Source organism: Rhodococcus sp. RCBS9 (genome assembly GCF_029457415.1).
In the GTDB taxonomy this organism is placed as follows: domain Bacteria; phylum Actinomycetota; class Actinomycetes; order Mycobacteriales; family Mycobacteriaceae; genus Rhodococcus_F; species Rhodococcus_F qingshengii.
In genome coordinates, this window is sequence record NZ_CP120422.1 from 5,623,031 (window position 1) to 5,636,406 (window position 13,376).

General features: G+C 63.1%; 12 protein-coding genes. 6 read left to right on the plus strand and 6 right to left on the minus strand.

Features of this window, described 5'->3' with window-relative positions; all coding sequences use genetic code 11:
• Window positions 1-53 precede the first annotated feature (53 nt).
• Genes P0M12_RS26480 through P0M12_RS26495 form a run of 4 tightly spaced genes read right to left on the minus strand, consistent with a single transcriptional unit; the run spans window position 54 to window position 3,619 of the window.
• Window positions 54-836 carry a Fic family protein gene (locus P0M12_RS26480; protein ID WP_030536444.1) on the minus strand — a complete coding sequence of 261 codons (783 nt, stop codon included), beginning with the start codon at window positions 834-836 and terminating at the stop codon, window positions 54-56.
• Entirely contained in the window at window positions 833-2,266 is a 1,434-nt protein-coding gene (locus P0M12_RS26485; RefSeq protein ID WP_228232711.1) for a putative nucleotidyltransferase substrate binding domain-containing protein, read from the minus strand. Before P0M12_RS26485 ends, P0M12_RS26480 begins: the two co-directional genes overlap by 4 nt.
• Before the next feature lie 49 nt (window positions 2,267-2,315).
• Entirely contained in the window at window positions 2,316-3,200 is an 885-nt protein-coding gene (locus P0M12_RS26490; protein WP_081305406.1) for a DUF5995 family protein, read from the minus strand.
• A 53-nt stretch (window positions 3,201-3,253) separates the two neighbouring features.
• Window positions 3,254-3,619, minus strand: a complete 366-nt coding sequence (locus P0M12_RS26495) for a RidA family protein (RefSeq protein ID WP_019748335.1) — start codon at window positions 3,617-3,619, stop codon at window positions 3,254-3,256.
• Window positions 3,620-3,717: 98 nt separating this feature from the next.
• On the opposite strand from P0M12_RS26495, the gene P0M12_RS26500 reads away from it, so the two are divergent.
• The 4 genes from P0M12_RS26500 to P0M12_RS26515 are packed head-to-tail and all read left to right on the plus strand — an operon-like array spanning window position 3,718 to window position 9,462.
• Complete coding sequence (locus P0M12_RS26500) at window positions 3,718-4,755, plus strand: Rv2578c family radical SAM protein (protein WP_003944842.1); 1,038 nt, start codon at window positions 3,718-3,720, stop codon at window positions 4,753-4,755.
• Window positions 4,756-4,792: 37 nt separating this feature from the next.
• On the plus strand, window positions 4,793-6,217 hold the full coding sequence (locus P0M12_RS26505; RefSeq protein ID WP_192712453.1) for a 3' terminal RNA ribose 2'-O-methyltransferase Hen1: 1,425 nt from the start codon (window positions 4,793-4,795) through the stop codon (window positions 6,215-6,217).
• Complete coding sequence (locus tag P0M12_RS26510) at window positions 6,214-8,757, plus strand: polynucleotide kinase-phosphatase (protein ID WP_277377081.1); 2,544 nt, start codon at window positions 6,214-6,216, stop codon at window positions 8,755-8,757. Before P0M12_RS26505 ends, P0M12_RS26510 begins: the two co-directional genes overlap by 4 nt.
• Before the next feature lie 36 nt (window positions 8,758-8,793).
• Window positions 8,794-9,462, plus strand: coding sequence for a class I SAM-dependent methyltransferase (locus P0M12_RS26515; protein ID WP_277377082.1), 669 nt, complete (start codon window positions 8,794-8,796; stop codon window positions 9,460-9,462).
• Here P0M12_RS26515 and P0M12_RS26520 read toward each other — a convergent pair.
• Window positions 9,423-10,652 (minus strand): MFS transporter, encoded by a 1,230-nt coding sequence (locus P0M12_RS26520; protein WP_064114379.1) that lies wholly within the window; start codon window positions 10,650-10,652, stop codon window positions 9,423-9,425. The two genes, P0M12_RS26515 and P0M12_RS26520, sit on opposite strands and share 40 nt — an antisense overlap.
• Before the next feature lie 70 nt (window positions 10,653-10,722).
• Between P0M12_RS26520 and P0M12_RS26525 the strand changes: the two genes are divergently transcribed.
• Window positions 10,723-11,778: a LacI family DNA-binding transcriptional regulator gene (locus tag P0M12_RS26525; RefSeq protein WP_230793240.1), complete on the plus strand. Its 1,056-nt coding sequence runs from the start codon at window positions 10,723-10,725 to the stop codon at window positions 11,776-11,778.
• On the plus strand, window positions 11,775-12,398 hold the full coding sequence (locus P0M12_RS26530) for a hypothetical protein (RefSeq protein ID WP_228402241.1): 624 nt from the start codon (window positions 11,775-11,777) through the stop codon (window positions 12,396-12,398). Before P0M12_RS26525 ends, P0M12_RS26530 begins: the two co-directional genes overlap by 4 nt.
• 95 nt (window positions 12,399-12,493) lie before the next feature.
• On the opposite strand, the gene P0M12_RS26535 is transcribed toward P0M12_RS26530, so the two are convergent.
• Window positions 12,494-13,312: an AraC family transcriptional regulator gene (locus P0M12_RS26535; RefSeq protein ID WP_054188204.1), complete on the minus strand. Its 819-nt coding sequence runs from the start codon at window positions 13,310-13,312 to the stop codon at window positions 12,494-12,496.
• Between the last annotated feature and the right edge of the window lie 64 nt (window positions 13,313-13,376).

Genomic DNA, 13,376 nt, shown 5'->3' on the forward strand with positions numbered 1-13,376 from the left:
TCACTCAGCAGTAACGGTGTTCAGTCCGCCTGGAACGGTTGCAGATGTCTGCGTCAGCGAGTCAGCGCGCGATTGAACAGATCGGTGAACGGGCGAGGTGACGGGGTTCCGGTGGGCCGGAAAGGCGCAGAATCCCTCGACGCGGATACCCACTCGGTTCTGCTCACCCGCGACAAGTCGAGCTGATACCGGGTGTCCGCGGCGAGTCGGTGCAGGAAGAGGGTTCCGGTTCGCCCGTTTCCTTCCCGAAACGGGTGGGCATGATTGAGCGTCGAGTACACCGATGCGAGCGCGAACGACGCAGCGCCGTTATCGAGCGCTACCCAATCGACGGCGGCGATGATCTCTTCCACCTCGGACAGGTAGTTCCGAATCGCCGAGACCGGAGCAAACGTTGCCGCACCTTTCCTGATGTCGACGGTTCTGATGTGGCCGGCCCACTGGTACAGATCTTGGAAAACGTGCTGGTGAAGTAGGAGAAGTTCGGCTGTGTCTCGCGTGTGCGGTACGAGGTCGCTGCCGAGATGCGCCTCACCCAGGCGAAGCGCGGTCGCCGCGAACTCGAGTGATTGCAGTGCGGCGGGATCTCGTACGTCGAAATTGTTCTCGAGAACCGATGTACCGCGATAGACGTACGGCGCTGATCGTCGCCAGCGGATTCGCGGGGGAATTGCTGACGAGAGGCCGACGGCTCGCGCCAATTCCTGCTCGAAATACTCACGCCGAGAGAGCATCCCGATCATCACGGCCTCGAGTTCCGCGATCTGTTCATCGCTCGGATCCCAGCCTTCGAGGCGCTCCGCCGCCAGAACCTGTTCGAGCGCAGTGCGATTCACGGATCGATGTCGGGTAGCGCCGACGCGGACGCGGCATATTCGAGTCGTCGTTGCACACCTGCGACCTCGCGCACTGCATTGCTCAGCAAGCTCCGCGAGAGCGGAGTGAGTTCGGAGATCACGACTTCGTCGGTCGGTGGCCGACCTGCCGCGAACTGATCGGTCTGGTGGCGGACACGAATCTGCTGCAACACCTCGAAAGATTCGATCAGTACCTGGGCGTCGTCGTCGAGTAGGAAACCGCTTCCCGCTGCAGCCTTGAGGCGTTCGAGTGTCGAACTCGTGCGGGCGCCCACGGAAATCCCCGCCCAACGAGCGATGTTCACGATCGGTTGGACGGCGCTGGCTTTGAGGTCGACGGTTCCGGTCCGACGCGTCATCACGTCCTTGAACGAATGGAGCTTTGCCTTGTCTCCGACGGCTTCGCGAAGGAGCAGTCGCATGACGGCCGGGTGCAGTCGCAGTTGATCCAACGCCGCAGGGCGAGGATCCAACGCCGGATCGCCCGCGACGACGCGGGCATCCGCCAGCATCGACAACATGACCAGGGCCTGGTCCTGGTACGGATTGGATACCCATTTCCGCAGCGCAGTGCGCCATTGTGGGAGCGTCCGAGCGAACCTGGCCTGGGTCGCGACGGCGTTCTTGGTGTCGCGAGGGAACCCGCAGAGATCGAGGATGTCGTGGATGGTCTTCGCGGCGTCGGCTCCCTCGTGATGAGATTCGCCGCCCCACACCAGCGCACTGTCGATATCCGAAGAGGGGAGCGCTTCACGTCTGGCGACGCTGCCGAGCGACAGCCACGCGAAATCCGGTCGCTCATCTCCGCCCACCACCAATTCGATGGCGCGCCTGACCGTCACGTCGATCAGCACCGCCAGCGTCGCACCGATGTCGAGCGGTGAGACCCGTGACGCCACCAATTCCGTCACCAGAACAGGGACCGCGCGGGCTGTTTCGACGAGGTGGGCGTCATCCTGTGCTGTGGCGAGCGCTGCGCGCAGTTCGAAACCCTGATTGGTGGCCGAAGTCAGGAGGTCGCTGAGTTCGAGCACGCCCATCAGTGCGCCTGCCTCGGTCACGACCGGGAGATGGCGCAATCCGTACTCGAGCATGTCGGTCACGGCGTCGGCGCCCAATCGATCCGGATCGACTGTCACTGCTGACGGCGTCATCACCGTTGATACCGGCTGATTGCTGTCGATACCACCGACTACCACACGAGCACGTAGGTCACCTTCGGTGAAGATTCCGAAACCGGTTGTCTCCGTCGGGATCACAACAGCGCGGCGGCCCGCATCGGTCATCAACTTCGCGGCCTCGCGGATGGTTGCCCGGCCATCGCAGACAATTGCGGGCCCGCGCAACAGGTCTCGCACCCGGCGCATGGCGGGACTCTGCATGCCTTGCCCCGTCGAGTGCCCCGTCATGGGGTCATTGTCGCAGGTGTGTCCGGTTCAGGCATCGGAGGGTGAGATGTCAGAGACCACCGAGTCGCGAGAGTACGTCGAGAGCGGAATCTGTAGTACGCCAGAGCGCGTCGATCTCCTGTTCTGCGCCAGGACGTGTCTGCGGATTCTGGAGGGCGAATCCGTTGGCCAGCGTGATGGTGTTGTATCCGCTGTCGGCGGCGCGGAGCAACAATTCCGAGGGCTGCGAGTTTCCGGCCAATCGGTCGAGTCCTTCGCCGACGAAGTAGAACCGCCAGAGCGGCCCCAGATCGGCGTCGTACTCGGCCTTGGTGAGGGTCACGATCGAACCACCCTTGACGGCAATGGAATCGACGATCTTGTAAAAATCGGGGACATCCTCCGCAGTGGTTCCGGACGTGGCGACGGCGTGAGCGAGGTCGACGGTGAGATGCGCGTTGTAGCCGGCCATGGCGACCCGTGCTGGACTGGCGTCGCACTGACGTGTCAGGGCGAAGTAGTTGCTCCACGCCGGATCGGTGGGAGTACCGGTGAACTCTGCATGGACGTTCACCAGGTACCTGCGCAGCAATTCGAAGCTGACGGAATGGGCCCACTCGTCATCGGCGAAGGCCGCAGGGTCTCGCTGCAGCGGCATCACCGCCTCGTGTTCGACAGCGTCCAGGCCGATGGAGAACAAGCCTCGCCAATCGTGGTGTGAGACGAGGATCGACGTGATCTCACGATGACGTTCGACAGCGGTCTCGAGCCGAGGCAGTCCGGCACCGTTCAGGGTCGTGACGTCGCTGAGTTCGGCAATCCGGCCCACCTCGGCATTGCTCAACTGGCTGCCGCAAGCCGTCGAAAGACTCTCGCCCGGTTCTGCGAGTGCAGAACCGGGCGAGAGGAAAGCGGCGGTGATGCCGAGCGCGAGCGTCAACGGATACAGCCGCATCGGTTTCATCGGCTCAGACTAGGCGCCCATTTCACAAATGTCCGGATTGGCGATCAGCTGAGAACCGCGTCGGCCTCGATCTCGATGAGCAGAGCGGGGTCGATCAGCGAGCTGACCTCGAGGATCGTCGTGGCGGGACGAATCTCGCCGAACACTTCACCGTGCGCGAGAGCGGCCTGCTCCCACTGCGTCATGTCGCGCAGGTACATGCGAGTGCGGATGACGTCGTCGAGCGAGGCGCCGGCCTCGGCAAGTGCTGCCTTGATAGTTTCGAGCGCCGCGCGGGTCTGATCTGTGAGGGTCTCACCAGGAGCGGTGGTGCCGGAGACTGCGATCTGGTTACCGATGCGCACGGCACGGGAGTAACCGATCTTGGGTTCCCATTCGGAACCGGACGAAATATTGATTCTGTTCGACATGCACCGAATTCTGCCAACAACTTCCCGGCCGTGGTGAGGCACGGTCGGGTATTCGCTCCATCTTGACATACCTTAGAACAAGTGTTCGACTTGGGGCCATGAGGTGGTCGGGTCAGGCATTGGATGCAGATGACGGAGCGCTACCCGGACTCGAACGAGCCGGGTTGGTTCGCTCCGTGCAGACTCCCGAGTTCGAGGGAATCACGTTTCACGAGGTGCTCTGCAAGAGCGCGCTCAACAAGATGCCCGAAGAGTCGACGTTGCCGTTCAGCTTCACCGTCAACGCTTTTCGTGGTTGCTCGCACGCATGCCGATATTGTTTCGCGAGACCGAGTCACGAGTATCTCGACCTCGACGCCGGCGCGGATTTCGATTCCCAAGTGGTCGTGAAGACGAACATTGCCGCGGTGCTCCGCAAAGAGTTGGCGCGAAAGTCCTGGAAGCGGGAGGCGGTGGCACTGGGTACCAACACCGATCCCTATCAGCGAGCGGAGGGCCGATACCGCTTGATGCCCGGCATTATTCGCGCGTTGACCGAATCCGGAACTCCCTTCTCGATCTTGACGAAGGGAACTTTGCTCCGACGGGACCTGCCGCTGTTGAAAATGGCGGCGGCGCAGGTCGACGTCGGAATCGGAGTGTCGTTGGCGATCAACGACGCTGCACTTCAGAAGCAGATCGAGCCTGGTACCCCGTCGCCGCGGGCGCGTCTCGAGATGATCCGCGCCATCACCGACGCGGGATTCTCGTGCAATGTCATGGTGGCGCCGGTCATTCCGTTCCTCACCGATTCCACCAGTCATCTCGACGGGCTGTTCGAGGCACTGTCCGAAGCCGGTGCGACGAGTGTGACGGTCTTCCCGATGCACCTGCGGGGGAGTACTCGGGGTTGGTTCATGAATTGGCTTGCTCAGGAACATCCGGCGCTCATCCGTCGCTACCGCGAGCTGTACGGGCGGGGCGCGTATGTCACTCCCGAATACAAGCGTTGGCTCGCAAGCCGTGTCGAGCCATTGGTCGAGCGCCATGGGTTGGGTGGTCGTTCGGAGCATCGAGACGTCAGTGCAGCTGGCAGTGAGCCGCGTGAGGCGCCCCGGGAACTGGTGGGTGCGGGAGCAGCTCTCACTTTGTTCTGACGGCCGCGGGCGCGTAAATCGGAGGCGCCCCGGACGTTTGCCGGGCTACATTCGCCTGGTGCTACTCACACTGACGTCCACCCCGACCCCGCAGACTCCTGATGCGACCGCGTTGAGCTACCTGCTGCACAAACATCCCGACCGCGTGCAAAGCTTCGACTTGGCGATCGGCACCGCCACGGTTCTGTACCCGGAGGCCTCAGCCGAAAAGACCACGGTGGCAGTGATTGTGGAGGTCGACCCCATCGAACTTGTGCAGAGTAGGTATCGACGCGGCAAGAGTGGCGACAACTTTTCGCTGGGTGAGTATGTCAATGATCGGCCGTATGCGGCGTCGTCCATACTCTCGGTTGCTCTGTCGAAGCTGTTTCGCACCGCGTTGACGGGAACGTGCAAGTCGCACCCGGAACTCGTCGGAACCGAACTCGCGTTGACCGTCTCGATTCCGGTGGTTCCGTGTGGCGGCGATGCGGAATTGCCTCGTCGGTTGTTCGAGCCGCTGGGCTGGGATGTGACCGCGATACCGGTGCAGCTTGATCCGCACCTGCCGACGTGGGGAAACTCCGACTTCGTGTCGTTGACGCTCACCGGGGAACACACGGTGCAGAGTGCCCTTCGGCACCTCTACGTGCTGTTGCCGGTCCTCGACGACGTGAAGCACTACTGGGTGGGACCCGACGAGGCAGACAAGTTGATCCGCGTCGCTGGAGAGTGGTTGGCGTCGCATCCGGATTCCGCGCTGATCATGTCCCGCTACCTGGCGCGTCGACGCGACCTGGTCGAATCGGTGGTCGATCGACTGATTCCCGAACAAGCAGAGGCGCAGATCGAAGTACCGCGACCGGATCCGCCGCTGGCACGGCTTCGCGTCGACGCAGTTTTGGCGACGCTTCAGCGACTGCACGTCAGAACGATTGTCGACATCGGTTGCGGCGAAGGCAAACTGATCGAGGTGCTGATGCCGCACGCTCAATTCGACAAACTTGTCGGCGTCGATGTGAGCGCGCGCGAACTGACACGGGCGCAACGCAGATTGAAGTTCTCCGAAATGTCCGACGCCCAACGTGAACGTGTGTCTTTGATGCAGTCGTCCGCGACGTACCGCGACGCACGCTTGAAAGGCTTCGACGCAGCCGTGCTGATGGAGGTGGTCGAGCACGTCGACACGGCGCGCCTGCCGGCGCTGGTCAGATCGGTCTTCGTGGACGCAGCACCGCAGTATGTGCTGCTGACTACTCCGAATGCCGACTACAACGTGCTGTATCCGGCATTGGCCGCGGGAGAGTTCAGGCACCCCGATCACAGGTTCGAGTTCTCCCGAACCCAATTCCGCGACTGGGCAACCGAAACGGCCCGAGTCCACGGCTATTGCGTGGAGTTCGAATTTGTCGGAGCAATTGATCCGGTCCTTGGCGGGCCGACACAGATGGCAATCTTCACGAAGGAGGCACGAACGTCATGACGGTGTACGAGATTCCAGATCTCGCCCTGGTAGTACTCATCGGCGTCAGTGGCTCGGGAAAGTCGACCTTCGCGGCGCGTCACTTCGGTGAGTTCGAAACTCTCTCGAGTGACACATTCAGAGGGTGGGTCAGTGATGATCCGAACTCACAGGAGTCGACGTCCGATGCTTTCGAAGTGCTGGAGTTCGTCGCGGCCAAGCGTTTGCGACGCGGACGCCTCACGGTGGTCGACGCGACCAACGTCCAGCCCGCCGCGCGCAAGCGACTCGTTGCGTTGGCTCGCGAGCACGACATACTGCCGGTGGCAGTCGTGCTCGATATTCCGGAATCGGTCTGTTCTGCGCGCAACGACGCACGCTCTGATCGGACGTTCGGACGCGACGTCATTCGCCGCCAGCACCAACAGCTGACTCGCTCGCTTCGCGGGTTGGGCAAGGAAGGTTTCCGTTCGGTTCACATACTCAGAGGTGAGGACGCGGTTTCCGAAGCCACATTCTTGCGCCACCCGCTCCGCAGCGATCTGCGTGTCGAGCGTGGTCCGTTCGACGTCATCGGTGACATCCACGGATGTCGAAGCGAGCTCGAGACGCTCCTCGTGAAACTCGGCTACACCATCGACTTCGGGACGGATGGCAGAGCTGTCGATGCGGTGCCGCCGGTCGGGCGAACTGCCGTCTTCCTCGGTGACTACGTGGATCGAGGTCCGGATTCGGTCGGTGTGCTGCGTCTGGTCATGGGGATGGTCGCGGCGGGACACGCGATAGCGGTTCCGGGTAACCACGAGAACAAACTCGTCAAGGCGCTGCGCGGCAAGAAGGTCACGCCGAGTCACGGACTCGCCGAGACCCTCGAGCAGATTGCCACCGAGTCGGCGGAGTTCCGGGACAGCGTCGTCGACTTCTGTGACGGGCTCGTCGCGCACCTCGTTCTGGACGACGGCAAACTCGTGGTTGCGCACGCCGGTCTCAAGGAGGACTACCACAACAGGGCGTCCGGCCGAGTGCGAAGCTTTGCGCTCTACGGTGAAACCACCGGTGAAACGGACGAATTCGGCTTACCCGTTCGATACCCGTGGGCGCAGGACTACCGAGGATCAGCCATGGTCCTCTACGGTCACACGCCGGTGCACGAGGTGGAATGGATCAACAACACCGCGTGCCTCGACACCGGCTGTGTGTTCGGTGGATCCCTCACGGCTCTTCGATACCCGGAACGAGAGATCGTGTCGGTTCCGGCGGAGCAGGTTTGGTACGAGCCGGTGGTACCGCTGGCACCGCCGACTCGTGATCCGGACGTGCTCGATCTCGCCGACGTCCTCGAAACGACCGGCGTCGACACCGAACTGCGCGGTCGAGTGTCCGTTCGCACCGACAACGCTGCCGGCGCCCTGGAAGTGATGAGCCGATTCGCGGTCGCGCCGCAATGGCTGCGGTACCTACCGCCGACCATGGCGCCCTGCGCGAGCGCCCAATCCGATGACTATCTGGAACACCCGTCGACCGCGTTCGACGCATACCTGGCCGGCGGAATCGGAACAGTGATCTGCGAAGAGAAGCACATGGGTTCGCGGGCAGTGGTGCTCGTGTGCCGTGATCGATCGGTTGCTCAGTCCCGCTTCGACGCTCCGGATGCGCTCACCGGGATGGTGCACACCCGCACCGGCCGCCAGTTCTTCGACGACGACCTGACTCAGCAGTTGATCGACGACGTCGCCGCCGCAGTCACCTCCGCTGGGTTGTGGGAAGAGTTGGGCACCGACTGGCTGCTCCTCGACTGCGAACTGTTGCCGTGGAACGTCAAAGCGGAAGGTCTGCTGCGCTCGCAGTACGCGTCGGTCGCGGCGGCCGGGCGATCAGACCTCACAGCTCGCGAGGCCGTGTTGGCGCGGGCCGGGTCGCGGGGCCTGGACGTGGCGGAGATGTTCGAAAAGACAACTGTTCGGGCCGCCAGTATCGAGCGCTTCGGCGAGGCGTACCGACGGTACGTGTGGCCGACGAACGGACTGGACGGCGTCACCATCGCGCCGTTCCAGATTCTGGCGGCCGAGGGCCAGTCGTACGGGGAACGGGATCACGAATGGCACCTCGGTATTTCGGACCGCCTGGCCGCGGCCGACCCGAGTCGATTTACCACTACACGTCGCCTGGTGGTCGATCTCGGTTCCGAGGACTCGGTGTTCGAAGCGACGAAGTGGTGGGAGTCGCTCACCGGCGACGGTGGTGAGGGGATGGTCGTCAAACCGCTGGCGAATCAGATTCACGGACCGCGGGGGTACGACGCGAAGGTTCAGCCAGGGATCAAGGTCCGCGGCCGGGAGTACCTACGGTTGATCTACGGTGCCGACTACCTCGAACCGTCGACACTTGCTCGGCTACGCAATCGCAACCTCGGACACAAGCAGTCGATGGCGCTGCGCGAGTACGCGCTCGGCATGGAGGCGGTATCCAGGCTCGTCGACCGTGAACCTTTGTGGCGAGCGCACCAGGCCGTGTTCGCGGTGTTGGCTCTCGAATCGGAGCCGGTCGACCCGCGGTTGTGACGGCCGGTGCGCAGGCTCGGATTGATACCGTCGGGTATGGGTGTGATTGCTCGCGTGGACGGTTTCAACCGACGCCATCCGTGGAGTCACAACGATCACTACGGCCGGTGGGTTCTACGTAATCTGCGCGGGGTCAGGTCCGGTCGCGCTCTCGACGTGGGGTGCGGGACCGGCAATCTGATCGACCTCTTGCGTCGGCGGTTCGACGTGGTGGTCGGTGTGGAACCCGACCTGACAACCTCGGCCGCCGTGCGCGCAAGGTTTGTCGACGACGAGAACGTGATCTTCGACGCGCAGCGGATCGAGGACTTTGCATCCGAGGCGAAGTACGACGCGATCACAGTCGTCGCAGCGTTGCATCATCTGCCACTCGAAGAGTCGATGAAGCAGCTGAGTAGCCTGCTCGAACCGGGCGGGCGGCTCGTCGTGGTCGGGTGTTATCGATCGACCACAGCCACCGACGCACTCCTGTCGGTGTTGGCGACCGTGTGCAATCCCGTCGTCGGCGTCGTCAAGCATCGACGGGTTGCCTCCGAGCCACTGAAGGCGATGACAGCTCCCACCGCGGAACCGGGGGAGTCGATGGCTGACGTCCGACGCGCGGCCTCGTTGTGTCTGCCAGGTAGCCGGATCAGGAGACGACTGTTCTGGCGATACACCCTGATCTACGACGAGAGTCCGGCCGGCGCGTCGGTGGGGGAGTGAGTAGACCGTTCCGGTTCCTGGGGAAACGCGCGTCGGCCGAACCCGACTATCGCCAACGAAGCGATCATCAGAGCGACCCCGATGCCCGCCAGATGTGAGAGCCCGCCACTGTCGACGACGGCCGCACCGAGCAGAGCGCCCGTTGCAATCGCGATCTGGAACACGACAACGTAGATGGCCGAGGCACGGTCGGTCCCGATAGGGACGGCGCGCAGAACCGAGGACTGGAGGCAGATCGGAACGGTGGTGAACGCCGCACCCCACAAGATCGTGGCGACGACAGCGAACGCTCCCATCGACGGCGCCAAGAGCCAGAAGATGGCCAGCGCGCCTGCCACCGTCGCGATCGAGATGAGCGTGAAGAGGCGTGGTTGGCGGTCGTAGTACTTGCCGGCGACCCACACTCCGACGGCGCCGGCGGCGCCGTAGACCAGAAGCATCGCGGTACGGATGCCACCGGACGAGCCGAGGCTTTCCTCCACCAGAAGTGTGAAGAACGTGTACGAAGCGAATTGCCCAAGGGCGGCAAACAGCGTTGCCGCGCAGATGACGGCGAGTGCCCGTTTCATCGCCGGTGTCGGCTTCGGTTTGTCTCGCTTACTCCGATGGTGTTGATCGACCGGCATTTCTGGCAACGCACGATGCAGTGAGAAAGCAATGCCCACTGCCACCACACCGATTGCCGCCGACGCGGTCCGCCAACCCCAGGACTGGCCGATCGCCGAAGACAGGGGTCCTCCGAGAACAAAAGCGAGAGACGTACCGGCATACACCATCGCGATGGCCTTGCCCTGTTGTCCGCGCGGAACCAGGGTGGCAGCGACCGGTGCAACGACAGCCCAGAACACTCCGTGCGTCGCAGCGCAGAGCAATCGTCCGATCACGAGCATCGGATAGTTGACGGCCAATGCTGCGACCAGTTGCGACACCGCGAGGGTGGCCACCGTCAGAACGACGACGCGTCGTCGCGGCCAGGTTTTGACCGCTCCGATCAGCGGAAGCGTCAAGACCGCGACACCGTATGCGTAGAAGGTCAGCAGTAGGCCGACACGCCCTTCGGTGACGTCGAGGTCCGTCGAGATTTCGCTGAGCAGTCCGACGGGGAGCATTTCGGCCGTCACGTAGGCGAAGGCTGCTCCGGCCAGTGTCATCAGCCGTAGCGTGGTTGCCTTCGGCAGTCGAGCAGTCATGTTGTGTAACGATACATGTATCGATACACAACTGCGCAATGGATATTTTGCACTCGCTATGCTGAGGCTCATGGCCATACGTGCGCAGCGTTCGAGTCGTCCGACGATGGCCGACGTCGCCAAGGCCGCAGGCGTGTCGGTGATGTCGGTGTCGTACTCCTTCGCGCAGCCCGAGCGCGTGTCTGAATCAACGCGGGCCAAGGTGTTCGCCGCCGCCGAAGAGCTCGAGTACGCGGGCCCGAACCGGGCGGCGCAGTCCTTGCGGAGCGGGAAATTCAACAACATCGCGGTCGTCTTCAGCGAGAAGCTGACGTACGCCTTCGAAGACGCAGTAGCTCGGCGATTCCTCTCGGGAGTCGCCGAAGCGTGCCTGGACGCGAACGCCGGGCTGATGATGCTGCCGAACTCGGGGAAACCGGGAGACGTCGACAGAGTTCGCGACGCAGCAGTAGACGGTTTTGTCGTCTGGACCACCGTCTTCGACGATCCCATCCTCGACGCGATTGTCGGCACCGGAAAACCCGCATGCATCCAGGGTGGTCCGTTGCACGAGGGTGTGGATCTCGTCGGGATGGACGATGTTGCCGGCGCCGTTGCGATCGCGGCAGTCGGGTTGTCGGGGGCGCAGCGGCCCGCGGTGATCAGCCTTCCGTGGGATCGTGAGCGTCGGTCCGAGATTCGGATGGACGTGGATCCAGGTGAAGCGTTCTTTCCGGTGTCCCGCCATCGGCTCGAGGGCTACGAGCGCGCCGTCCGCGATGCGGGCCTCGATTGGTCCTCGGTGCGGGTGGGGGTGGTCACCGTCAACGAGCGGAGCGAGGGTGCGCGGATGGCTCGGTCCCTGCTCGACGTTCCCGAGAGCCGAAGGCCCGATGTCATCTTGGCGATGAGTGACGAACTGGCTCTGGGGGTTTTGGACGCGATCCGCGAACTCGGCCTCGCGCTGCCCGACGATGTCGCAGTCGTCGGATGGGACGACACAACAGCCGCATCGGACGCCGGCCTGACAACGGTTCGCCAGTCCCTGTTCGATCAAGGGCGCAATGCAGCTCGCGTGGTTCTCGGGCTGGACGATGCGGTCGAGCCGGTCGAATGGTCGGTGCGTCGGCGAACCTCGACACGATGATCACGCCGGTAGTCATCGACGGTCTGCGTCTTCGGTGGTTTGTCCCTCCCGAATTGGGGGAGACCGTCCGATGGGGACTCTCCTGGAATGTCGACAGCCCGAGCAGGTGGGCGGTAGTCGAGCCGGCGTGGGTCTTGACGGCGGAAGTGCGCACGAGTTCGAAACCATTGATGTGGAGACTGCCTCGCGACGGGTCAGGCATTCGGGAGCCGGTCCAGCCGGCGATCGCTCGCGTCGCTGCACTGCAATTCATGTTCGACGCCGAACCACCGTTGCCTTCTCGGATCGAAGCCGCGGGCGCTTTGCAACTACGCGCCGGAACTCCTCGTGACGACACAAATGCCCGTCAGGCATGGATCGATTTCGACGAGAGTGCCGCCACGACCGGGGTAGTTCGGCGCCTGCGGCTCATGTCGATGGAGTCCGACATGCTGCCCGACCCGAAGTTTCCGCACGGCCCGAACTGGGGTTGGGCTACGAGGCAACTCGTGCCTGGCTCCGAGCGCTTCTACGAGTTGGCCCGTGCACCTCGCGCGTTGCGCTCGTATCAGCTGACCGATCGTGAATACGGGCCGCGGCGCGAGGACTTCCTCCTGGTCGACCTCGAGACGGCTGCTTGATCGTTGGGACCTGACACCGTTTTCATTCAGTGGACACAGACTCCAGCTGACCGGAACCAGTGCCTGCTCGACGAAACCGGTGCCAGGTGCTGCGACTAGCGCGCTCCACTGGCCACGTTCAGTGAGTATTTGCCGGGCGGCGCCCCGACATGCTTGACGAAGTGCCGCGACAGGTGGGATTGATCGTGGAATCCGACGTCGACGGCCACGTCCGCCAATTCGCGCCCGGCGAGGATTGCTCGTCGCGCCAGATCGATTCGTCGTCCCGTCACGTACTTGTGAGGCGGAAGCCCGAAATGCTTCGCGAAGTTCTTGATCAGATACGTGGGGTTCCGCTGCAGGATGTTCGACGCTTCCCGCATCGTGATTCCCGTTGTGAGTCGCGCATCGAGCAGGTCCCGAAGTTGATCGGCAACGCGTTCGTCAACGGTCCGCGTGTGACGGGATCGACCTGTGGCCGGTGTGAGGATCTCGTTCAATCTTTCAGCGAGGAATCCCAGGCGACTTTCGGCCTCGAGTGATTCGCCGTCCGGGCCGAGTGCAGAGTGCAGTTGATCGATGCGATGGCGCAGCAGAGGGTCTCGAATCTCGGGGCTGTCCACCGCCGGGCCTATGAGGACCTCGCCGAGAACTGACGTGTCGAGGTAGAGGATTCGTTGACGAAATCCGGCCTCGGTGACCGGAACTCCGTCGTGTGCGATGCCTGGCGGCAACAGAGTCACGATCTCGGGTGCCGCGCCATGAGCGCGATGATCGAGGTCGTATGCAATCGTGCCGCGGTCGACGAGCATCAGAGACCACTGATCGTGCGTGTGTTTGGGATAGGCGTGTCCGACGAAATCGGCATGGAAGACCTCGGTGATTCCCGCGAGGCCCGGTGCCCACGCGGTGATCTGTGCGCCGCGGGGATCCATGTCAGAAACGTACAAGACGCAGCTGCCTCGGGTGACGAAGAGTGGCGGGGTCGTCATCGCGATG